Below are 23,460 nucleotides of genomic sequence, written 5' to 3'. Positions count from 1 at the left end.
AGCGTCTCATCATCAGGAGTTTCGAACATGGATAGTGCTTCTTCAACCCGTTTGGCAACCGGTGGTCTCTACACTCAAGCCGGTAATTTCTTGAGCCACGTCAGCAACGGCATTGATGCCCGTACCGGTCAAATGACGCTGCACATCGCCCTGCCGGAAATCCAGGCTAATCATCTGGCCGGCCCTTCAGTGTCGTTCAGATTGCTGTTCAGCCCGTTGTCTTCTCATACAGATTATGGATTCGGACGTGGATGGATGTTGGCGATGTCTGAACTGGACCTGCCTGCCGGGCGTTTGCATTTGGCGACAGGGGAAAGCTTCTGCCTCGACCGCCAGGCTTCTGCTTTCACAGACCAGGGTCAGTTGGTATTCACCGACCAAAAGCTATTGAACTTTCGCGTGCTGCAGGAAGGGCCGGACGGTCGCCGTTTTCGCGTCGAGTACAAGGATGGCGAGACGCAATGGCTGGTCATGCAGGACAACAGTGGCTTGGCTTTGCCACAAGAAATACGCTCTGCCGAGGGGCGTCAGGTATTTCTGGACTGGCTGCCCCATGGCAGTGGACGTTATGTCCTGTCCGAAATTCGCGATGAACAGCGCGCAGTGCTGCGAGTTGTCCGGGACGTCGTCGACGAGTCTCAGATTCAACTCTTTCCAGATGAGGCCGGAAAAAGCGTCTATACGCTCTACTTGAGTGGTGATCAGCTCAGCACGATGATCCTGCCGGACAACGATAGCCGGTGGACTTTCAGCTATGAGCAGTTCGACGGGTTGTTGTTTCCCGTCAGAATGACCGGACCGTTGGGCAGCGAGGATGAGGTGTGGTACGCCACGGGCACGGAAGGCCATCAACTTCCGCCGGGCGCACCTTTAGCGTCCCTCCCCCGGGTGACAGCTCACCGCCATGATCCTGGGGCCGGCCAACCAGCGGTTTCGCGAACCTATACCTGGTTGGGCAGCACTAATTTCCTGGGCTATGGAGCCGACCTGCCAGGAGGCTGGCGTGATGGGGAGGACAATCTCTACCGCACCGAATCTTATACCTATAGCGGGCTGGAGACATTGCACAGCGATACCGGCCAAGTACTGTCGGAGATTGAGCGTACCTGGAACCGTTTCCATCTGCTGACTCAAGAGCGTGTGATGCGTGTCGGCAAGACGGTTACGATCACCACGGACTATGGCGATGATCCCGCCCTGGGCTGGGAGGCTCAACCGGCATGGTGCCAGCTACCGATTCAAGTCACGACCCGTTATGAGGACGCGCAGGGTGCTCGAGAAGAAATATCTCGTACTACTTACGACGATTACGGCAACACGCTTGAGCAGTGCCATGCCGATGGCCGAATCGAGCGTTGGGTTTATTATCCGTTGGGCAGCGTAGGCGGCGTGGCGGATACCGGGATGTTTGTCCGCTGGCTGCAAAGCCATACCTTGACACCGACGCCCATGGCGTCTGGCGACACAGGCGGCGCGCCAATAACGCAAACGCAGTACTGTTATGAACCGCTGCCGCGTCGCCGACCCGATGATCGTCTGCTGTGGGTCGTCGTTTCAGAAGAAGCGTTTACTATCACCGTCGACGGCCCGAACCCGATTGGTCGCACCACCCAGTGTTATGAAACAGCTATCGACAGTCCGTTCTTTGCCCAAGTGACTCAAGCACAGACGACACACAAAGAATTCATCACCACCACCGATTACAGCCGGACCCTGACCGCCACGGCGCTGACGACCCAAACCAGGATAACCGGCCATGACGGTACCAGTGCGTCGACCGATTACGTCACCCGGGACAGTCTCTCGGGGCTGACGCTGAGCGATCGCGAAGAGAGCGTGGAAACCGTTTATGAATATGACGCCTTGGGGCGGGTGGTTCGCAGCACGGTTGCTCCCGGCACCGATTATGAAGCCAGCGCCACGTGTCGCTATGTGCTGGCGGGCCGTTATCGCCAGCAGGCCGTCATGGCGGAAGAAACCGACCTGACTGGCCAGCAGCGGCGTATCTATCTCGACGGCGCAGGACGCAGGGTGCGGGAGGAGCGGCGCGACGACTTGGTCACCGGCCAGGAGTTTCGGGAAACCTGGCGTGGCCTTTACAACCCCGAGGGACAACTGCTCCAGGAAACCGTCCAGGACTGGTTCCCCGGGCTGGAACGGCCGTTGAGCCTCACCACCGCCTATGAGTTCGACGGTTGGGGGCAAGTGAGCAAGATCAGACGGCCCAATGGCACGCTCGAACACAGCCAGGCCAACCCTGTCACGCTTATAAGCGACGTCTGGCGAGAAAGCCGTGATGGCGTCGCCGCTGCCAAGACTCGGATCTTACGCAACGTTGCCGGCGACGTGCTCAATATGACCCTGCTTGCTCCCGACAATGAAATACTGCGCAATGAGGCCTGGACCCATGATGGGTTGCATCGCCCCATATCCCATGAAGTCAGCGTGCCGGGTGAGGCTTGCGTGCATACGCAAACCCGGTATGACGTGTACGGGCGTGTGATCAGTCGTCTGTTGGAGGACGATAGCGAAGTGATTTGGGAATATGCCCAGCACAGCGATGCCGATCATCCGGTAAGCGTTACGTTGACGCCTGTCGGTTGTACACCCTTGTCACTCGGGGAGCAGAGCTTTGATGGTATCGGTCGTCCAGTGCGCCGAACAATCGGCGACCGGCAAGAGTGTCTCAACTACCGCAAAGATCAGAAACTGCCCGCTTCTCGCACCAGCAGCAGTGGCCGCACTATGGCGTACAGCTACGAGCCGTTGCTTGAGAATCAGTTGATTCAACTGTCGCCCGGTGATGGCAGCCAGGGCAGTAGCTACCAGTATGACTTCAAGTCGGGCCAGATGACGCAAGCGCTGGGGCCATTAGGCAAGCTGACCTGGCAGTACTCCAACAATGGACGTTTACTCTCCGAGCACTTGAGCCTGAACAGCGAGGAGCACAGTGTTTACTGGCTTTGCTCGCTGGAGGGGCGGCTGGAGACGTTTACTGATTGCAATGGTACTGAACACCACACGGTTTACGACGCCTGCGGCCGTCCGGAACGCCAGACACTGGGTTCTATTGAACTGCAGACCACCTATGACACTTTCGGCCGCGTCAGCCAGTACTTAACTCAGGATCAAGGACACGCCCTCAAGCAAACCATCCAGTACGATGAGTTTGACCGGGAAGTTTCACGAACTTGGATCAGCAGTACCCCCGCCTCTCAACGACAACTGACCCAGACACTGACATGGACTGGCCGCGACCAAATGGCGAGCCGCCGCTGGGAAGAAGAAAACCGCCTGCTCAGCGAAGAAGTATTTCGCTATGATGCTCGCGCCAGGCTGATCGAGGTCACGGTGACTGGCCCTGAAGGGCCCAAAGACCCACGCACCGGCCAACCCATCAACAAACAAGCCTTTTCCCTCAACGCCCTGGATGGTTACGAGCAAGTCATCACGACCTATATGGACGGCAATTGCGATCAGATGGACTTCACTTACGATGCCGCCGCCCCTGACCGCCCCATTACCATCACCCATACCTACCCGGCTCTCCAGACACTGATGTTGGAGTATGACGCCGATGGGCGATTGTTGCGCGACGGCCTCGGTCGCGCGCTGCAGTGGGACGAAGAGGGACGGCTCAGTCGAGTCACCGGCGACACCGGTCAACGCGATTATCAATACGACCCCATGGGTCGAATCACCCAGACCACGCAAAACGGGGCCGAGACGCTCTGGTTCTATCATGGTGATCGGCTGATAAGCACCCGAGGCCCAGGCTTGGGCGACACCTTGTCGTTATTGCGTCATGAGGCGTCCATGTTTGCTCAGAACAAAGTGTCCCAGGCCGTACGCGAGGTAATGCTGACAGGTTGCGATGGCCAAGGCACGGTCCGGGTTGAAAACGATCAGCAGACTAGTCGGGTGAACTACACCGCTCACGGGGCGGATGATGGCAGCGGCAAAAGCCTGGTGGGTTACGCCGGCGAGCCACGTGGCCTGGTAGAGGCTGGCTATTTGCTGGGCAGCTATAGGCCCTACGATCCTAACCTCATGCTATTCCTCGCACCCGACAATGAAAGCCCCTTTGGTGCTGGCGGGCTCAACCGTTACGCTTATTGCGCGGGTGATCCGCTCAATCGGATCGACCCGGACGGACACAGCTTCTGGAAATGGCTCGTGGCTGGGATTGGGTTAGCGGTTGGCATACTCGCGACGGCGGCTTCTTTTGGCGCTGCAGCGTCCGCCGTGGCCGGGATGATGGCTGGTGGATTGGCCACTCTGACGTCCAGCGGTGCATTGGCAGTGACGTCGGTGGCACTGGGTGTGGTGGCGACCACCACCGGGGTTGCCTCGTTTATTCTGGAGGCCACGGGTAATGCAGATGCGGCGTCCATACTGGGGATGGTGTCCCTTGCCACAGGATTAGCTTCAGGAGTCACAGCATTGGCGCCTGCCGCCTCGAAGACTCTCTCGAAGTTAGGTCAGTTCGTGGGGCGTTGGCAGAAAAAACTGCAGTCGGCAGGTGGTGTGCCCAGGCTGGGTGGGCAGGCAGGCAGGCTCAGGACCGGGCCGAGTGCAACCTTAAGCGGAATGCCGGAGCATGTGCTGGGGAACATCGGCAGGCACTTGCCTGGTAGGGACCTGGTCAACTTTTCTGTTACCTCACAACAAATGAACCAGGCAGCCAACGCTTCCTCTCGCCCCGCACTGCACGCGTTACCGGTCGCCCCCGAAGGTGCTCCGAATTACGTCAATGCAGTAAGACGTATCTGGGCCGGGGACGAACCTGGGGTTTTCCCCTCCAGTCTTCGCCAGCAGGGCATCAATCCTAGAGCGGTTGTCGAGGCAGTTCCTCCTCCTCGTCGGGCTGACGGCACGGCTGATTATGTCAGCTTCGAATGGATGCGGGCTTCTCGTCGTGATCGCGATTACCTGAATGCGCTTAATGAACGAAACTCTTGGTATTTACTTGAGCGTGCAGCACGACAACAATCAAGAGGCCGTCGTTACAGCTTCTGATTAAAGGCATGGCACCGATCACTTCTCTAACCTTCCCCAGTCGCTTCCTAATCAGCGACTAGGGGGGGAATCCCTGAATACAGCGGAACGACTGCGTACGGCTTCGCATCATTCGCTTGACATATCCGATTGGCAGTGACCGTGCAGTCTTTAATAAACGCGGCAATAGCTAATTTGATCTTGGCAACGGTCTCCGGTGGCCCCCTGTGAAAGCTTGGTGGGCGAACAAAGGGGGCAGCGGAATAGCCATTTCATTAGTGACCGAGGATACCCTCAGATTTTGTGTACGACACAAAACCTGAGGGCGAGCTTGCTCGCGATGACGGTGGTACAGCCCCCTCCAAAACGGCACCTTCCGGTGCCGTTCGCCTTTCAAATTACAATCACTTTACTTACGCGCCGCCTCCCACGATTTCAGCAGTTCGTTGTAGCTCACGGTCTCGCCCTTAGGCTTCTCGTTCGCCAGTTTCGGCTTCGGTGCGCCCGGCTGGTCGAACCAGTATTGCGCGTCGCGCTCGGGGTTCATTTTCGGCGCGCAGGTGGCTTGTGCCTTCGAGCGTTCCAGACGGGTCATGATCGCGTCCTGATCCTTGGCCAGGCCGTCCAGCGCTTGTTGCGGGGTTTTCTCGCCGCTCGCTGCTTCGGCGATGTGGCTCCACCACAGTTGCGCCAGGCGTGGGTAGTCCGGCACGTTGGTCCCGGTCGGGGTCCATTGCACGCGGGCCGGGCTGCGGTAGAACTCCACCAGGCCACCGAGTTTCGGCGCCAGGTCGGTCATGGCTTGCGAGTTGATGTCCGATTCGCGGATCGGCGTCAGGCCGACGATGGTTTTCTTCAGCGACACGGTTTTCGAGGTCACGAACTGCGCGTAGAGCCAGGCCGCGAGTTTTTGCTTCTCAGGCGTGGACTTCATGAAGGTCCAGGAGCCGGCGTCCTGATAACCGAGTTTCATGCCCTCCTCCCAATACGGACCTTTCGGCGAAGGCGCCATGCGCCATTTCGGCGTGCCGTCGGCGTTCATCACCGCCAGGCCCGGTTTGGTCATGTCGGCAGTGAACGCGGTGTACCAGAAGATCTGCTGGGCGATGTTGCCCTGGGAGGGCACGGGACCCGATTCGGAGAAGGTCATGCCCGCCGCTTCCGGTGGCGCGTATTTTTTCATCCAGTCAACGTATTTGGTGGTCGCATACACTGCTGCCGGGCCGTTGGTGTCGCCACCACGGGTCACGCTGGAGCCGACCGGATGACAATCCTCGACGCGGATGCCCCACTCGTCCACCGGCAAGCCGTTGGGGATGCCTTTATCGCCAGCACCGGCCATGGAGAACCAGGCATCGGTGAAGCGCCAGCCCAGGGACGGGTCTTTCTTGCCGTAGTCCATGTGCCCGTAGACGCGTTTGCCGTCGATTTCCTTGACGTCTTCGCTGAAGAATTTGGCGATGTCTTCATAGGCTGACCAGTTCACCGGCACGCCGAGCTCGTAACCGTACTTTTCCTTGAACCTGGCTTTCAGTTCCGGACGCTCGAACCAGTCGGCGCGGAACCAGTAGAGGTTGGCGAACTGCTGGTCAGGCAGTTGATAGATCTTGCCGTCCGGTGCGGTGGTGAAGGAAATACCGATGAAATCCTTGATGTCCAGGGTCGGCGAGGTGAAGTCCTTGCCTTCATTGGCCATCAGGTCGGTGATCGATTCGGTCTTGCCATAGCGGAAGTGCGTGCCGATCAGGTCCGAGTCGTTGACCCAACCGTCATAGATGCTCTTGTCCGATTGCATCACGGTCTGCAGTTTTTCCACCACGTCGCCTTCCTGCAGCAAGTCGTGGGTCAGCTTGATCCCGGTGATCTCGGTGAAGGCCTTGGCCAGCACCTTGGACTCGTATTCGTGGGTGGCGATGGTTTCCGACACCACCTTGATGTTCATCCCGCGAAATGGCTCCGCCGCCTTGATGAACCACTTCAGCTCTTCCAGTTGTTGTTCGGCCGTGAGAGTGGACGGTTTGAATTCACTGCCGATCCATTTTTTCGCGGCATCTTCGTAGGCATCGGCCCAGGCCGAAGCGCTCAAACCGCTGAGTGCCAGCATGGCTGCCAATGAAATGCTATGTCGCAGCTTATTGTTTTTGTCGAACATAGAGACCTCCTGTTTAAGTTTCGGAGCAACATTGCCGAGCGATTCGACTAGCCCCAACGCATCACAGCCAACAGCCACACCAGGGACATCGCGAAGGCGACCCAGATGCTCCAGTCGGTGACGCCGATTACCAGCAAGTGCAGGTAGGCGCTGCCGAGAAGACCGATAAACAAGCGATCGCCACGGGTGGTGGCAATCGGCAGAAAACCACGCCGAAGGATGCTCGGCGAACGTAATTCCCAAGTGGTCATGACCACCAGGACCAGGGCAATCACGCTGAAGAATGCCGCCGTGGGGGTGGTCCAGCTCATCCATTCCATCATCAGTTCCTCATACCCGGCCCAGGGCAAAGCCCTTGGCCACGTGGTTGCGCACGAACCAGATCACCAGCATGCCCGGCAGGATGGTCAACACCCCCGCCGCCGCCAGCACGCCCCAGTCGATACCGGATGCGGAGACCGTGCGGGTCATCACCGCGGCGATCGGTTTGGCGTTCACCGACGTGAGGGTTCGCGCCAACAGCAGTTCGACCCAGGAAAACATGAAGCAGAAGAACGCTGTGACGCCTATGCCGGAGCCAATCAGCGGGATGAAAATCTTCACGAAGAACTTGGGAAAACTGTAGCCATCGATGTAGGCGGTTTCGTCGATTTCCTTGGGCACGCCGGACATGAAGCCTTCGAGAATCCAAACGGCCAGCGGCACGTTGAACAGGCAATGGGCCAGGGCCACGGCGATGTGAGTGTCGAACAGCCCGATCGAGGAATACAGCTGGAAGAACGGCAACAGGAACACCGCCGGCGGCGCCATGCGGTTGGTCAGCAGCCAGAAGAACAGGTGCTTGTCGCCGAGGAATCGGTAACGCGAAAACGCATAGGCCGCCGGTAGCGCCACGGTCAGGGAAATGATCGTGTTCAGGCTCACGTAGTACGCCGAGTTGATGTAGCCGGTGTACCAGCTCGGATCGGTGAAGATCACCTTGTAGTTGGCCAGGGTGAAATCCTGTGGGAAAAGCGTCAGGCCGCCGAGGATTTCGGTGTTGCTCTTGAAGGACATGTTCAGCAGCCAGTAGATCGGCACCAGCAGGAACAGGATGTAGATCAGCAGCGGAATAAGCTTTCTCTTGCTCATGGCCGGGCCTCAGCGGTTGGCGTCGGAATGAGTCATGGCGGTATAGAACAGCCAAGACACCAACAGGATGATCAGGAAGTACACCAGCGAGAAGGCCGCTGCCGGCCCCAGGTCGAATTGCCCTACGGCCATCTGGGTCAAGGTCTGACTGAGGAAGGTCGTGGCATTGCCAGGACCGCCGCCTGTGAGCACGAAGGGTTCGGTGTAGATCATGAAACTGTCCATGAAGCGCAGCATCACCGCGATCAGCAGCACGCTCTTGAGCTTGGGCAACTGGATATGCCGGAACACCGCCCAGGCCGAGGCACGGTCGATCCGCGCCGCCTGGTAATACACATCCGGAATCGCTCGCAGGCCAGAGAAGCACAACAGCGCCACCAGCGAGGTCCAGTGCCAGACGTCCATGATCAGTACCGTGACCCAGGCGTCCATGGTGTTCGCCGCATAGTTGTAGCTGATGCCCATGGCCTTGAGACTCGCCCCCAGCAGGCCGATATCGGCGCGGCCGAAGATCTGCCAGATGGTGCCGACCACGTTCCATGGGATCAGCAACGGGATCGCCAGCACGATCAGCACCACCGAAGACCAGCGGCCCTTGGTCGGCATGGTCAGGGCAATGGCGATGCCCAGTGGAATTTCGATCAGCAGCACACAGGCGGAATAGATGAACTGACGCAGCAACGAGTCATGCAGCCTCGGGTCGAGCAGTACCTGCTTGTACCAGTCGGCACCGACGAAATAGCGGCTGGACTGGTCGAAAATATCCTGCACCGAATAGTTGACCACGGTCATCATCGGGACCACCGCACTGAACGCCACCAGCAGAAACACCGGCAACACCAGCCACCAGGCCTTGTTGTTCTGCACCTTGTTCATGGCTGCACCCCTTGGTTGGCATTGGCCTCGAGCAGAAATTCATCGGCGTAGACCATCAGCCACTGCGCCGGAAAGCTGATGTAGGCCGTGCCTTGCGGCACCGGTTTGTCTTCGGCCAGGCGCACTTTCAGGGGCGCGCCATCGAGGTCGAGGCTCATGATCTTGTAAGTACCCAGGTCTTCGACGTGTACGACCTGTGCCCGCAACGCGTCATCAAAGGCTTCGTCCCACACATGGACGAACTCCGGACGAATGCCGACCTTCAGGGTTTTCCACTCCGATTCAGCAATACGCTGCTGCATCGCCACGGACAGCGGCAGATGGGTCGAGGCAAAACCGACACCGCCCGGTTGCGGCTGCACGTCGATCAGGTTCATCCCCGGACTGCCAATGAAGTAGCCGACAAAGGTGTGGCTCGGGCGCTCGAACAATTCCCTTGGCGTGCCGAACTGCACGATCTGCCCGCCGTACATCACCGCAATCTTGTCGGCGAAGGTCGAGGCCTCCAGCTGATCGTGGGTGACGTAGACCATGGTGATGTTGAACTGCTCGTGGATCTGCTTGAGCTTGCGTCGCAGCTTCCACTTCAGGTGCGGGTCGATCACCGTCAGCGGCTCGTCGAACAGGATCGCCGACACGTCATCGCGCACCAGCCCGCGGCCCATGGAGACTTTCTGTTTTTCGTCGGCGGTGAGGTTGCGAGCTTTCTTGTACAGCAGTGCCTGGAGGTCGAGGACTTCAGCGATTTCCTGCACTTTGCTGTAAATTTTCGCTTCCACCATGCCTTGATTGCGCAACGGGAAAGCCAGGTTGTCGAACACCGTCATGGTGTCGTAGACCACCGGAAACTGGAAAACCTGGGCGATGTTGCGCTTCTCCGGGGTCAGGTCGTTGACCGCTTTGCCGTCGAACAGCACATGGCCCTGGGACGGGCTGAGCAGCCCGGAAATGATGTTGAGCAAGGTCGACTTGCCGCAACCCGATGGTCCGAGCAAGGCGTAGGCGCCGCCCTGCTCCCAGATGTGATCCATCTCGCGGATCGCATAGTCCTCTGGTCCCGTCGGGGTCTTGGTGTAGCTGTGGGCGAGGTTCTGCAAACGGATTTCGGCCATCAGGCAACCCTCGTGACACGCCGGCCCGGCGCCTGGACGAGGCGCCCCTGCGTATCGAACACAAACAGTTTATGGGTCGGGATGTAGATGCGGATCGGCGCATCGACGTCGTACTCGTGAACGCCTGGCAAGTGCAGCACCAGCAGGAAGTGCTCGTTGCGCACGTGCAGGAAGGTTTCCGAACCGCTGATTTCCGCGACTTCGACGGTCACCGCCAATTCCAGGTCATCGTCGTTGCTCGGCACCAGCGAGATATGGCTGGGCCGCACACCAAAGCGGAACTCGCCCTCGCCCACCGGGCGCAGATCGACGTTCAGCGGGAAGTGCACGAAGTTGGCGAAACTCACTTCGTTGCCGGCAATGCGCCCCGGCATCAAATTGATCGGCGGCTCGGAGAACAGCTCGGCCGCCAGCACCGATTGCGGTTGGTGATAAACCGACGAGGACTGGCCGCTCTGGATCACCCGGCCTTCATGAAGAATGGTCGTGGTACCGCCCAGAGCCAGGGCTTCATTGGGTTCGGTGGTGGCGTAGATGGCAATGGTGTGGCGCGCCTTGAACAGCTCGCGCATTTCCTGGCGCAGCTCTTCGCGCAACTTGTAGTCGAGGTTGACCAGTGGCTCGTCGAACAGGATCAGCTCGGCGTCCTTGACCAGCGCCCGGGCCATCGCCGTGCGCTGTTGCTGGCCGCCGGAGAGCTCGAGGGGATGGCGCTGGAGGAATTTCTCGATGCGCAGCATCTTCGCGGTTTCCAGCACCTTGCTCTGGATCAGCTCGCTGGATACACCGGCCTGGCGCAGCGGCGAGGCGATGTTCTCGAAGACGGTCATCGTCGGATAGTTGATGAACTGCTGATAGACCATCGACACGTTACGCAGGCGCACCGGGCGCTGGGTGACATCGACGCCGTTCATCAGGATGCGGCCGCTGTCGGGCTTGTCCAGACCGGCCATCAAGCGCATCAGGCTGGTTTTGCCGGACAAGGTTCGACCCAGCAAAACGTTGAAGGAACCGGGTTCAAAACTCAGGTTGGCATCGTCGATCCAGATCTGGCCCTCGACGGTGCGGCTGACGTGCTCCAGGGTGAGTGACATGGCTCGGCCTTTTTATTATTGGAGTCAAGCAACCGGAGCTCTAAAGCGACAAACATGCCAGAAATCACAAGCTGTTGATTCAACTTGAAATTATTGAAAAACACAGTCAATCGACGTTCGTTGCTGAACACAAATGAACAATCAGAAATGAACAATTGAACAGTTCACCCATTGACAGTGAACAATAGTGAACAACACTCTACGGACTGTTCACGACCCCCCTGTAGGAGCGAGCTTGCTCCGGGCGGCGTTCAGACGATGTACTTGAGAGCGACGCGTTTATGCAGGCAGCCCTCATCTCCGTTAACGTCCATCGCGAGCAAGCTCGCTCCTACAGGGACCGTGTTTAGTTGAAGCCACCATAACAACAATAAAAGCTTGCCCAGAGATCGACTGCCATGGTCGCACCCGCATCGCCGTTGTCCCACGACGCTATCATCCAGGACTCCTGGTCCCGTTGCCGCGCGTTCGGCCTCAGTCATCAGAGCACGCCCGCATTCGACCAATTGCCGGCCGCGGGCATCGCGCAACTGCTGGAGAGCCAGCATTCACTGGTGCAAACCACCCATCAGGAAGTGCTGCCCTACTACGAGAACATCCTGAGCAACTCCAATTGCCTGATCATGCTCGCCGACCATCAGGGCCAGGTGCTCACGTCGTGGGGAACCCAGCGCTTTATCGAACCCAAACTGGCCCGGGGATTCAGCGCCGGCGCCAGCTGGATGGAACGCTGCACCGGCACCAACGCCATTGGCACCGCCCTGGCCTGTGAACAAGCGGTGCACATCGAGCACGATGAACATTTCCTCAAGGCCAACCGCTTCATGACCGGCTCCGCCGCGCCGATATTCGATGCCGAGCGCAAGGTGATCGCGGTGCTGGACGTGTCCAGTGACAGTTACCTGCCGCCCTCCCACACCCTGGGCATGGTCAAGATGATGAGCCAGACCGTGGAAAACCGGCTGATCCTCAACCTGTTCCATGGCCAGCATTTCCAGCTGACGTTCAATACCGGCCTGAACAACTTCGACAGTCAGTGGGCTGGCTTGCTGATCTTCGATGAAACCGGCCAGGTGCTGTCGGCCAATCGCCGGGCCGACAATCTGCTGGGCATCAGCCTGTCGCGGGTCAGTATCGAGAGCCTGTTCAGGGTCTCGCTGCTGGAACTGCTCAACCAGCCGGAAGGCCTGCCCTTCGCCCTGCAAACCTCTGGGCGCAACCGCTTCCAGTGCCTGTTGAAGCGGCCCAAACAGGCATCAATTCAACCTCGAGTGTTCACCGAGCCGGTTGTAGCTGCACCCGCAGCCATCAGCCTCAACACCCTGCATTTCGGCGACAGCCGCGTGGAAAAAGCCGTACGCCAGGCCGAACGCCTGCTGGAAAAAGACATCCCGCTGTTGATCCACGGCGAAACCGGGGTCGGCAAGGAAGTCTTCGTCAAAGCCCTGCACCACGCCAGCTCGCGCAGCAAACAAGCGCTCATCGCCGTCAACTGTGCAGCGATCCCCGCCGAACTGGTGGAATCCGAGTTGTTCGGTTATGAGAAAGGCGCGTTCACCGGGGCCAACCAGAAGGGCAGCATCGGCCTGATCCGCAAGGCCGACAAAGGCACGCTGTTCCTCGACGAAATCGGTGACATGCCACTGCCAACGCAAGCGCGCCTGTTGCGCGTGTTGCAGGAGCGTTGCGTGCAGCCGGTGGGCAGCAGCGAGTTGTTCCCTGTGGACTTGCGCATCATTTCAGCGACCAATCGCTCGTTGCGCGAACAGGTACAACTGGGGCGGTTTCGTGAAGACCTGTATTACCGCATCGGCGGCCTGACCCTGGAACTGCCACCATTAAGAGAACGCAGCGACAAAGAAGCGCTTTTTAAACGCCTGTGGGAACAGCATCGCGAACCCAGCCAATGGGCTGGGCTGAGCCGCGAGGTATTGGAGCTGTTCGACCGCCACCCGTGGCCGGGAAATTTGCGCCAGGTCAGCAGTGTGATGCAGGTGGCACTGGCGATGGCCGAGGAACAGCCGATAAGGCCGGAGCATTTGCCGGATGATTTTTTTGTCGATCTGGAGATGGAGCCGGTCGATACGCCGGAACCGTTGGCCGTGGATCTGAATGATGCCGAGGATTTGAATCGGCAGTTGCAGGCAGTTGGGGGGAATATTTCGTATCTGGCGCGGCGGTTAGGGGTGAGCAGGAATACCCTTTACAAACGATTGCGCCAGGCTGAATGACAGGTAAGCCGCACTGGCAGTGTCTGGCTTGAGACCATCGCGAGCAGGCTCGCTCCCACAGGGGATCTGCGTCGCACACAAAATTCAAACATTACGAAAATCCAATGTGGGAGCGAGCCTGCTCGCGATGGCGTCAGCCCTGTCAACACAAGTCTGGAGTCCAACTCCATAAACAAAACCCGCACAAGGCGGGTTTTGTTTTTAAGCATTACAGCAATCAGTCAGCCAGACGCCAGGTCGTGCCGCCCTTGCCGTCTTCCAGCACCACGCCCATGGCGGTGAGCTGGTCGCGGATGCGGTCGGATTCGGCCCAGTCCTTGCCGGCACGTGCCGCCAGGCGCGCTGCAATCAGCGCCTCGACTTCGGCTGCATCCACACGGCCTTCGGCGCCGGCCTGCAGGAAGTCATCGGCTTCGAGCTGCAACACACCCAGCACGCTGGCCAATTCCTTCAGACGGGCTGCCAGGCCGGCCGCTGCATCGAGATCACTCTCGCGCAGGCGGTTGATCTCGCGGACCATTTCGAACAACACCGCGCAAGCTTCCGGCGTGCCGAAGTCGTCGTTCATCACCTGGGTGAAGCGCTCGACGAAGGCTTCGCCGCCCGCCGGCGCCACGCTCGGCAGACCTTTCAACGCATGGTAGAAACGCTCCAGGGCGCCCTTGGCGTCCTTGAGGTTGTCTTCCGAGTAGTTGATGGCGCTGCGGTAGTGGCTCGACACCAGCAGGTAACGCACGACTTCCGGGTGGTACTTGTCGAGCACGTCGCGAATGGTGAAGAAGTTGTTCAAGGACTTGGACATCTTCTCGCCATTGATGCGGATCATGCCGCAATGCATCCACGCGTTGGCGTAGGTCTTGCCGGTGGCCGCTTCGCTCTGGGCGATTTCGTTTTCGTGGTGCGGGAACTCGAGGTCGCTGCCGCCGCCATGAATGTCGAAAGTCTCGCCGAGGCAGCAGGTGGACATCACCGAGCACTCGATGTGCCAGCCCGGACGCCCGGCGCCCCATGGTGATTCCCAACTCGGCTCGCCCGGTTTTGCGGCTTTCCACAATACGAAGTCCAGCGGATCCTGCTTGGACTCGTCGACTTCGATCCGTGCGCCGATGCGCAGGTCTTCGATCTTCTTGCGCGACAGCTTGCCGTAGCCCATGAACTTGCCGACGCGGTAGTACACGTCGCCATTGCCCGGGGCATAGGCGTAGCCCTTGTCGATCAGGGTCTGGATCATCGCGTGCATGCCCGGGATATGATCGGTGGCACGCGGCTCCATGTCCGGCTTCTTGATGTTCAGGCGCGCTTCATCTTCGTGCATCGCCTCGATCATGCGCTCGGTCAGCGCTTCGAACGACTCGCCGTTCTCGCGGGCCCGGTTGATGATCTTGTCGTCGATGTCGGTGATGTTGCGCACGTAGGTCAGGTCGTAGCCGCTGAAGCGCAACCAGCGCGTCACCAGGTCGAACGCGACCATGCTGCGGCCGTGGCCCAGGTGGCAGTAGTCGTACACGGTCATGCCGCACACGTACATGCGCACCTTGTTGCCATCGAGCGGCTTGAAGACTTCTTTGCTCTTGGTGAGCGTGTTGTAGATCGTAAGCACGTTTAATCCTTGAATCACTGGCCCCACGAATCACGCAAGGTCACGGTACGGTTGAATACCGGCTGACCTGGTTTCGAGTCCTTGATATCCGCGACGAAGTAACCTTCGCGCTCGAACTGGAAACGGTCTTCCGGCTGTGCATTGCCCAGCGAGGGTTCAGCACGACAACCAGTGAGAACTTGCAGCGAGTCAGGGTTGATGTTGTCCAGGAAACTGGCGCTGTCTTCAGCTTTCTCAGGATTGGCCGAGCGGAACAGACGATCGTACAGGCGCACTTCGCATTCGACGCTGGCCGCAGCCGGCACCCAGTGCACCACGCCTTTGACCTTGCGGCCTTCAGGGTTCTTGCCCAGGGTGTCCGGATCGTACGAGCAGCGCAGTTCGACGATATTGCCATCGGCGTCCTTGATCGCTTCGTCGGCACGGATCACGTAGCTGCCGCGCAGACGCACTTCGCCGTTCGGCTCCAGGCGCTTGTAGCCTTTTGGCGGCTCTTCCATGAAGTCTTCACGGTCGATATAGATCTCACGGGCGAATGGCAGAACGCGCATGCCCATGTCTTCTTTCGGATGGCACGGCAGTTCGAGGTTCTCGACCTGGCCTTCCGGGTAGTTGGTGATCACGACTTTCAGCGGACGCAACACGCACATGGCGCGCGGGGCGCTATGGTCGAGGTCGTCGCGGATGCTGAATTCGAGCATGCCGAAGTCGACCACGCCGTCGGAACGGTTGGTGCCGATCATTTCGCAGAAGTTGCGGATCGATTTCGGCGTGTAGCCACGGCGGCGGAAGCCCGACAGCGTGGACATGCGCGGGTCGTCCCAGCCATTGACGTGACCTTCGTCCACAAGCTGCTTGAGCTTGCGCTTGCTGGTGATGGTGTAGTTCAGGTTCAGGCGGCTGAACTCGTACTGGCGCGGGTGCGCCGGCACCGGCAGGTTGTCGAGGAACCAGTCGTACAGCGGACGATGGCTTTCGAACTCCAGGGTGCAGATCGAGTGGGTAATGCCTTCGATGGCGTCCGACTGACCGTGGGTGAAGTCGTAGTTCGGATAAATGCACCACTTGTCACCGGTCTGGTGGTGATGGGCATGTCGGATGCGGTACATGATCGGGTCGCGCAGGTTCATGTTCGGCGAGGCCATGTCGATCTTGGCCCGCAGCACGCGTGCGCCGTCCTTGAACTCGCCAGCCTTCATGCGGGCGAACAGGTCGAGGTTCTCTTCAACCGAGCGGTCGCGGAACGGACTGTTCTTGCCCGGCTCGGTCAGGCTGCCACGGTATTCCTTGGCCTGCTCAGGGGTCAGGTCGTCGACATAGGCCTTGCCGGCCTTGATCAGCTCTACCGCCCAGTCATGCAACTGGTCGAAATACTGCGAGGCGTAGCGCACTTCACCGGACCACTCGAAGCCCAGCCATTTGACGTCGCTTTCGATCGCGTCGATGTATTCCTGGTCTTCCTTGGCCGGGTTGGTGTCGTCGAAACGCAGGTGCGTGACGCCGCCGAACTCCTGGGCCAGGCCGAAGTTCACACAGATCGACTTGGCGTGACCGATGTGCAGGTAGCCGTTGGGTTCAGGCGGGAAACGGGTGACGATTTGCGTGTGCTTGCCCGAGTCCAGGTCTGCCTGGATGATCGGCCGCAGGAAGTTGACCGGCACGGCTGGGCCGGTCTTGGCATTCGAGGTAGGGTCGACAGTGGGCTTGCTCATAGGATCCTTGAACGTACAAGTGCGTGGCCGTAATGAAGGCCGGACAAAACAAAGCCGCTATCATAGCCGATGCCGTCAAGTACCTGACAGAGCGCACTCTGTAAACCGTCGCATTTAATAGGCCGCAAATGAAAAAACAGCCTCGAAATTCGCGTCTGGCAGGCTAAACTGCGCACCTTGGCCAAAACAGGCTGAACCGGTGGCGGGACATGAGGTTCCAACACCACGAATTCCTTATAAAGAGTAACGATCATGACCCAAGTCAAACTGACTACCAACCATGGCGACATCGTCCTTGAACTGAACGCCGACAAAGCCCCGATCACCGTGGCCAACTTCGTCGAATACGTCAAAGCCGGTCACTACGAAAACACCGTTTTCCACCGCGTCATCGGTAACTTCATGATCCAGGGCGGCGGTTTCGAGCCAGGCATGAAAGAAAAGAAAGACAAGCGTCCAAGCATCCAGAACGAAGCTGACAACGGCCTTTCCAACGACAAGTACACCGTTGCCATGGCCCGCACCATGGAGCCGCATTCGGCTTCCGCGCAGTTCTTCATCAACGTGGCGGACAACAGCTTCCTCAACCACAGCGGCAAGAACGTGCAGGGCTGGGGCTACGCGGTATTCGGCAAAGTGACCGCCGGCACCGACGTTGTCGACAAGATCAAAGGCGTGGCCACCACGTCCAAGTCCGGCCACCAGGACGTTCCGGCAGACGACGTGATCATCGAGAAAGCCGAGATCATTGAGTGATATTGCTGATTTCAGACTTGCATCTGGAAGAGGAGCGCCCGGACATCACCCGGGCGTTTCTGGATTTGCTCGCCGGACGCGCCCGCTCGGCAAGTGCGTTGTACATTCTGGGCGACTTCTTCGAGGTGTGGATTGGCGACGACGCCATGACACCCTTCCAGCGTTCCATCTGCCAGGCCCTGCGCGACCTCAGCGACAGCGGCACGGCCATTTTTCTGATGCACGGCAATCGCGACTTCCTGCTCGGCAAGGCGTTCTGCAAACAGGCCGGCTGCACCTTGTTGAAAGATCCGAGTGTCGTGCAACTCAACGGCGAGCCGGTGCTGCTGATGCACGGCGACAGCCTCTGCACCCGTGACGTGGGTTATATGAAGTTGCGGCGTTACCTGCGCAACCCGATCACCCTGTTCATCCTGCGGCACTTACCGCTGAGCACCCGGCATAAACTGGCGCGCAAGTTGCGCAGTGAAAGTCGAAGCCAGGTACGGATGAAGGCCAATGACATCGTCGATGTCACACCCGAAGAGATCCCGCGGATCATGCAGCAATACGGCGTGAAGACCTTGATCCACGGGCATACCCACCGTCCCGCGATTCATAAGTTGCAGCTTGGCGAGCAAGCGGCCAGGCGCATTGTGCTGGGGGATTGGGATCGTCAAGGGTGGGCGTTGCAGGTGGATGAGCAGGGGTTTGCGCTGGCGCCCTTTGATTTCACGCCGCCACCGCAGTTGGCAGCCCCCGCGAACTGAAGGCTGCAGGAGATCCCTGTGGGAGCGAGCTTGCTCGCGATAGCGGATTAACATTCAACATCTTTGTTGACTGATCCACCGCCATCGCGAGCAAGCTCGCTCCCACATGGGTTCCACGGTGTTTGTCAGTGCCCTGCGGAGGCCGCAGGCCCGGCCTTGGCCGTAAACGGCGGCTTGGCCAGCCACACGATCAGGATCAGCCCCATGAACATCCAGCCCAGCAAGGTGAAGTAATCCACCGTGGACATGATGTACGCCTGGCTGATCACCGTCTGCTCCAGCTGCGTATAGGCCTTGGCCCCTGCCCCGCCCAGGTTGGTCAGTGCTTCGCGGGTCGCCGGATCGAACGGGGTGATGCTTTCGGTCAGGTAGGCGTGGTGCTGGTCGGCGCGGCGAATCCAGATCCAGGTGGTCAACGACGCCGCAAAGCTGCCGCCCAGGGTCCGCAAGAACGTCGCCAGCCCCGAGCCGTCGGCGATCTGGCTCGGCGGCAGGTCCGACAGCAGGATGGTCAGGGTCGGCATGAAGAACAGCGCCACGCCGATCCCCATGAACAACTGCACCATGGCGATATGCTGGAAGTCGACTTCATTGGTGAAGCCTGCGCGCATGAAACAGCTCAGGCCGATGGCCAGGAACGCCCCGCCCGCCAGCACGCGCATGTCGAATCGCGGCGCGTACTTGCCGACAAACGGCGACAGCAGCACCGGCAGGATCCCCAGCGGTGCCACGGCAAAACCGGCCCAGGTCGCGGTGTAGCCCAAGCGTGTCTGCAGCCACTGCGGCAGGATCAGGTTGATCCCGAAGAACCCGGCGTACCCCAGAATCAACACGATGGTGCCGTAACGGAAGTTGCGATGGGCAAACAGGCGCAGGTTGACCACCGGATGTTCGTCGGTCATTTCCCAGATCACGAAGAACGCCAGGGCCACCACCGAAATCACCGAACCGATCACGATGAAAGCGGACTCGAACCAGTCGGCATCGTTGCCCTTATCGAGCACGATCTGCAGCGCCCCGACTCCGATGATCAGCGCGATCAAACCCACGTAATCCATCGGTTGGCGGCTGGTGACCACCGGGCGTTTTTTCATCTGTTGGGTCACCACCCAAGCGGCGAACAGGCCGATCGGCACGTTGATGAAAAAAATCCACGGCCAGCTGTAGCTGTCGGTGATCCAGCCGCCCAGGATCGGCCCGGCAATCGGCGCGACCACCGTGACCATCGCCAGCAGCGCCAGGGCCATCCCCCGTTTCGCCGGGGGGTAAACTGCAATCAGCAGGGTCTGGGTCATCGGGTACAGCGGCCCCGCCACTACACCTTGCAGTACCCGGAAGCCCACCAGTTCCGGCATGGACGTGGAAATACCGCACAAAAACGAAGCGAGCACGAACAGCAGTGTCGCCCAGACAAACAGCTTCACCTCGCCGAAACGACGACTGAGCCAACCGGTCAACGGCAAGGCGATGGCGTTGCTCACCGCAAACGAGGTGATGACCCAGGTGCCCTGCTCCGAACTCACGCCCAGGTTGCCGGAGATCGTCGGCAACGCCACGTTGGCGATGGTGGTGTCGAGCACTTGCATGAAGGTCGCCAGCGACAGGCCGATGGTGCTGAGCAGCAGGCTGGGCGGCGTGAAAGACGCGTTATTGCTCATCGCGAATCCTTTGGAGCTGATTTTTTTGGAGCAGGATTGGCACTGCGCCTGTTATAGACGCGGCTGACCTTGTGGGAGCGAGCTTGCTCGCGATAGCGGACTGGCATTCAACATCAATGTCGACTGAACCGACGCTATCGCGAGCAAGCTCGCTCCCACAGAGGTCGGGTTGATAGCGAATTGGCATATCAGCGTTGCACGGTCTTGCTGACCGCGGCGCTGTTGTCGTGGATCAACTGGGTGATCATCGCGTCGGCCTCAGCCAACTGACGGTCGTAGACATTGGTGCTGAACGAAGCCTTCTGCGGCGATTGTTGCGCCAGCACCGGCCCGCTCTGGTCGCGCAGGTTCACATCGACCATGGTCGACAGACCGACCCGCAACGGGTGCCTGGCCAGTTCTTCGGCGTTGACGTGGATCCGCACCGGCACGCGCTGCACGATCTTGATCCAGTTGCCGGTGGCGTTCTGCGCTGGCAGCAAGGCAAATGCGCTGCCGGTCCCGGCGCCGAGGCTGTCGATGGTGCCGCTGTACTTTACGTCGCTGCCGTAGAGGTCGGTTTCGATCTCCACCGGCTGACCGATTCGCATGTCACGCAGCTGGGTTTCCTTGAAGTTGGCGTCGATCCACAGCTGATCCAGCGGAATCACCGCCATCAGCGCGGTACCCGGTTGCACGCGCTGGCCAAGCTGTACGGTACGTTTGGCCACGTAACCGGTCACCGGTGCGATCAAGGTGCTGCGGGCATTGTTCAGGTAGGCCTGACGCAGTTGTGCGGCGGCGGCCATCACGTCCGGGTGCGACGAAACCACGGTGTCATCGACCAGCGCACTGGTGGTCTTGAGCTTTTGTTCGGCGTTGGCCAGGGCGTTTTGCGCCGAGGTCAGGTCGTCGCGGGCGTGGGACAGCTCTTCCTGGGAAATCGCCCCGCCAGCGGCGAGGTTCTTGCGTCGGTTGAAGTTGTCCTGGGCCTTTTGCACTTCGGCTTTCTGGGCGTTGACCTGGGCTTTCATGCCATCCACATCGCTGTACAAGCCGCGCACCTGACGCACGGTGCGGGCCAGATTGGCCTGGGCGTTTTGCAAACCGATTTCGGCATCGTTCGGGTCGAAGTTCACCAGCACCTGGCCTTCATGGACCAGATCGCCGTCATCAGCGCCAATGCTGACCACGGTGCCGGTGAGCAGCGGCGTGATTTCCACCACGTTGCCGTTCACATAGGCGTCGTCGGTGCTTTCGCTCCAGCGCCCATAAAACTCGTGGTAGGCCCAGACACCCGCGCCGCTGAGCGCGACGGCGGCAGCCAGTACCAACAGCATGAATTTGCGCTTGCCCGAGTTGGGGTTGCCCTGGGTGTTTTCAGGAGGTTGAGTTGTATCGGCAGTGGCCATGACAAGTACCTTGAATTAGTGGGTCAGCGTGGCTGGCGTGGCGTTGGCCGAGGCAATGGCCTCAGGCTGGAATCCGCCGCCCAGCGCCTGCATCAACTGGATCGACAGGTCAATCTGCTCGGCATTCAGGTTGGCCAACTGACGCTGGGCCTGGAGCAATTGCTGCTCGATGCTGAGCACGTCCAGGTAGTTGCCGATGCCGGAACCGTAACGCTGGACCACGGTGTTGTAGGAATCCTGGGCGATGTCGGTGGCGTGTTGCTGGGCAGCGATCTGCCGACCGATATCACGCAACTGGTTGATGCTGTCACTGACATCCCCCAGCGCCTTCACCAGGCTTTTGTTGTACTGCGCCACGGCGAGGTCGTAATCGGCGTCACGCGAATCGAGGTCGGCACGCAGGCGGCCACCGTCGAAAATCGGCACAGAGATCGTTGGTGCAATGTTGAAGAAGCGGCTGGCCGAACCAAACATCGCATCGCCCAACAGGGATTCGGCACCGGCAGCGGCGCTGAGGTTCAGGTTGGGATAGAACCGGGTCTTGCCGGCATCGATGTTTTTGCTCGCCGCCTCGACCCGCCAGCGCGCGGCCACCAGGTCCGGGCGACGCCCGAGCAACTCGGCCGGCAGCACTGAAGGTAGCGCTACCGCACTCGGTTGCAGAATGTTCGGACGGGCGATTTCATTGCCACGGTCCGGACCTTTGCCGAGCAGCACCGCAAGCGCGATTTTCGAGCTGTTCAGGCGTTTTTCGGCGTCGATCAGGTTGGCCTGGGAAGTGGCTTCCAGGCTTTCGGTCTGCTGGAACTGGTATTGGCTGTCGATCCCGGCAGCCAGGCGCCGCTGGCTCAGCTCGAGCATTTGTCGGGTGCGCTTGAGGTCTTCGCTGGACAGGTCATAGACGATGTGCGCCTGCCCCAGATCGCTGTAGGCCCGGGCGACATCGGCGGCCAGGGTCAGTTGCGCAGCCTGCTGGTCGACTTCGGCGGCACGGGCCTGGCCGAGGGCCGCTTCCCAGGCATCGCGCTGACCGCCCCACAGGTCGAAGTCGTAATTGAAACTGGTGCTGATGTTACGCACGGTGGCGTACGCGTCACCCTGCCCGCGCGCGTCCTGGTCCCGGGCCAGGCGCGAGCGGCTGACACCGGCGCTGGCATCCAGGGTCGGCATCCGCTCGGCGTCGGCGGCGTAGGCCGCAGCGCTGGCCTGATGGGCACGGGCGTCGGCGATCTGCATGTCCGGGCTGTCACGCAGGGCCTCGCGGATCAGGCCGTCGAGTTGCGGGTCGCCGAGGCTTTTCCACCAGTCGATTTTCGGCCAGGCGACTGGCGACAGGGTCACGCCGCCAAGGGATTGCCCGGCCTTGAGGCTCTTTGCATCGAGGTTGACGCCTTCGGTTTTCAGGCCGCTGTAACTGGCGCAACCGGCCAGGGTCATGGCCAACAACACCAGGCTCAGGCCGGCACGCAAGGGGTTACTGCTCATTTGTCACCTACCCGCAGCAGGGTGATCGCGTCACCGGCTGCCACCAGAATTTTCTTCAGGATCAGCTCCAGGGTTTTCAATTCTTCTGGAGTGATTGCACCGGCCAGTTCATTCATGGCTTCGGCGCCGATGTGCGGCAACAGCCCGGCGAGCTTCTGCCCTTCTTCCGTAAGCACAAGCTGCACCTGACGGCGATCCGCCTCGGAGCGTTGGCGAGCGAGGAAACCCTTCTGTTCCAGACGATCGAGCATGCGCGTCATCGAGCCGCTGTCCAGGGACAAGTGACGGCACAACTCGCCCGGCGAATCGACGCCGAACTGGGCCATGATGATCAACACCTTGAACTGCGCGGCGGTGATGCCGTGGGGTTCCATGTGAGTGTCGATGATCCGGTCCTTGAGCAGTGCGGCACGTCCGAGCAGCAGGCCGAGATGGCAATTGTGGAAATCGTCTGGAGAGAAATGTTTCATCTGACCACCAGTTAGCTGCCTAGGCAGTGAATGTATGTCGAGATG

General features: G+C 59.7%; 16 protein-coding genes. 4 read left to right on the top strand and 12 right to left on the bottom strand.

The annotated features are described in order from the left end of the window. Window positions 1–27 precede the first annotated feature (27 nt). On the top strand, window positions 28–5,019 hold the full coding sequence (locus tag ACM6IK_RS23065) for an RHS repeat-associated core domain-containing protein (RefSeq protein WP_414876150.1): 4,992 nt from the start codon (window positions 28–30) through the stop codon (window positions 5,017–5,019). 388 nt (window positions 5,020–5,407) lie between these two features. On the opposite strand, the gene ACM6IK_RS23060 is transcribed toward ACM6IK_RS23065, so the two are convergent. The 6 genes from ACM6IK_RS23060 to ACM6IK_RS23035 are packed head-to-tail and all read right to left on the bottom strand — an operon-like array spanning window position 5,408 to window position 11,363. Further along, window positions 5,408–7,150 (bottom strand): carbohydrate ABC transporter substrate-binding protein, encoded by a 1,743-nt coding sequence (locus tag ACM6IK_RS23060; protein ID WP_414876149.1) that lies wholly within the window; start codon window positions 7,148–7,150, stop codon window positions 5,408–5,410. Between the two features lie 47 nt (window positions 7,151–7,197). Further along, window positions 7,198–7,470 (bottom strand): DUF2160 domain-containing protein, encoded by a 273-nt coding sequence (locus ACM6IK_RS23055; RefSeq protein ID WP_108219175.1) that lies wholly within the window; start codon window positions 7,468–7,470, stop codon window positions 7,198–7,200. A 10-nt stretch (window positions 7,471–7,480) separates the two neighbouring features. After that, window positions 7,481–8,281, bottom strand: a complete 801-nt coding sequence (locus ACM6IK_RS23050) for a carbohydrate ABC transporter permease (RefSeq protein WP_108219064.1) — start codon at window positions 8,279–8,281, stop codon at window positions 7,481–7,483. 9 nt (window positions 8,282–8,290) lie between these two features. Further along, window positions 8,291–9,157 carry a carbohydrate ABC transporter permease gene (locus ACM6IK_RS23045; protein ID WP_108219065.1) on the bottom strand — a complete coding sequence of 289 codons (867 nt, stop codon included), beginning with the start codon at window positions 9,155–9,157 and terminating at the stop codon, window positions 8,291–8,293. Next, the gene (locus ACM6IK_RS23040; RefSeq protein ID WP_414876148.1) at window positions 9,154–10,269 is read right to left on the bottom strand and encodes an ABC transporter ATP-binding protein; all 1,116 of its coding nucleotides are present in this window, start codon (window positions 10,267–10,269) and stop codon (window positions 9,154–9,156) included. The genes ACM6IK_RS23045 and ACM6IK_RS23040 overlap by 4 nt, the downstream gene beginning before the upstream one ends. Then, complete coding sequence (locus ACM6IK_RS23035; RefSeq protein WP_108219067.1) at window positions 10,269–11,363, bottom strand: ABC transporter ATP-binding protein; 1,095 nt, start codon at window positions 11,361–11,363, stop codon at window positions 10,269–10,271. The genes ACM6IK_RS23040 and ACM6IK_RS23035 overlap by 1 nt, the downstream gene beginning before the upstream one ends. A 398-nt stretch (window positions 11,364–11,761) precedes the next feature. Here ACM6IK_RS23035 and ACM6IK_RS23030 point away from each other — a divergent pair, with 398 nt between their 5' ends. Further along, window positions 11,762–13,594: a sigma-54-dependent Fis family transcriptional regulator gene (locus tag ACM6IK_RS23030; protein WP_414876147.1), complete on the top strand. Its 1,833-nt coding sequence runs from the start codon at window positions 11,762–11,764 to the stop codon at window positions 13,592–13,594. 217 nt (window positions 13,595–13,811) lie between these two features. On the opposite strand, the gene cysS is transcribed toward ACM6IK_RS23030, so the two are convergent. Beyond that, the gene (gene cysS / locus ACM6IK_RS23025) at window positions 13,812–15,194 is read right to left on the bottom strand and encodes a cysteine--tRNA ligase (protein ID WP_414876146.1); all 1,383 of its coding nucleotides are present in this window, start codon (window positions 15,192–15,194) and stop codon (window positions 13,812–13,814) included. Window positions 15,195–15,208: 14 nt separating this feature from the next. Then, window positions 15,209–16,906, bottom strand: coding sequence for a glutamine--tRNA ligase/YqeY domain fusion protein (locus ACM6IK_RS23020; protein ID WP_108219070.1), 1,698 nt, complete (start codon window positions 16,904–16,906; stop codon window positions 15,209–15,211). 252 nt (window positions 16,907–17,158) lie between these two features. On the opposite strand from ACM6IK_RS23020, the gene ACM6IK_RS23015 reads away from it, so the two are divergent. Both ACM6IK_RS23015 and lpxH read left to right on the top strand, forming a co-directional pair. Then, window positions 17,159–17,662 carry a peptidylprolyl isomerase gene (locus tag ACM6IK_RS23015; protein WP_046037821.1) on the top strand — a complete coding sequence of 168 codons (504 nt, stop codon included), beginning with the start codon at window positions 17,159–17,161 and terminating at the stop codon, window positions 17,660–17,662. Continuing rightward, the gene (gene lpxH / locus ACM6IK_RS23010; RefSeq protein WP_414876145.1) at window positions 17,659–18,411 is read left to right on the top strand and encodes a UDP-2,3-diacylglucosamine diphosphatase; all 753 of its coding nucleotides are present in this window, start codon (window positions 17,659–17,661) and stop codon (window positions 18,409–18,411) included. Before ACM6IK_RS23015 ends, lpxH begins: the two co-directional genes overlap by 4 nt. Window positions 18,412–18,536: 125 nt before the next feature. Here lpxH and ACM6IK_RS23005 read toward each other — a convergent pair whose 3' ends face one another. From ACM6IK_RS23005 to ACM6IK_RS22990, 4 genes are all read right to left on the bottom strand, one after another. After that, a complete protein-coding gene (locus ACM6IK_RS23005; protein ID WP_414876144.1) occupies window positions 18,537–20,069 on the bottom strand; it encodes a DHA2 family efflux MFS transporter permease subunit in 1,533 nt (510 codons plus the stop codon). A gap of 188 nt (window positions 20,070–20,257) precedes the next feature. Further along, window positions 20,258–21,460, bottom strand: coding sequence for an efflux RND transporter periplasmic adaptor subunit (locus ACM6IK_RS23000; protein ID WP_414876143.1), 1,203 nt, complete (start codon window positions 21,458–21,460; stop codon window positions 20,258–20,260). Window positions 21,461–21,475: 15 nt separating this feature from the next. Beyond that, a complete protein-coding gene (locus ACM6IK_RS22995; protein WP_414876142.1) occupies window positions 21,476–22,945 on the bottom strand; it encodes an efflux transporter outer membrane subunit in 1,470 nt (489 codons plus the stop codon). Continuing rightward, window positions 22,942–23,415, bottom strand: coding sequence for a MarR family winged helix-turn-helix transcriptional regulator (locus ACM6IK_RS22990; RefSeq protein WP_218430457.1), 474 nt, complete (start codon window positions 23,413–23,415; stop codon window positions 22,942–22,944). Before ACM6IK_RS22990 ends, ACM6IK_RS22995 begins: the two co-directional genes overlap by 4 nt. Window positions 23,416–23,460 lie beyond the last annotated feature (45 nt).

It is taken from the genome of Pseudomonas sp. IT-196MI5 (assembly GCF_949767415.1).
In the GTDB taxonomy this organism is placed as follows: domain Bacteria; phylum Pseudomonadota; class Gammaproteobacteria; order Pseudomonadales; family Pseudomonadaceae; genus Aquipseudomonas.
The sequence above is the reverse complement of the archived record's forward strand: the minus strand, read 5'-3'. Positions and strand labels throughout refer to the sequence as shown.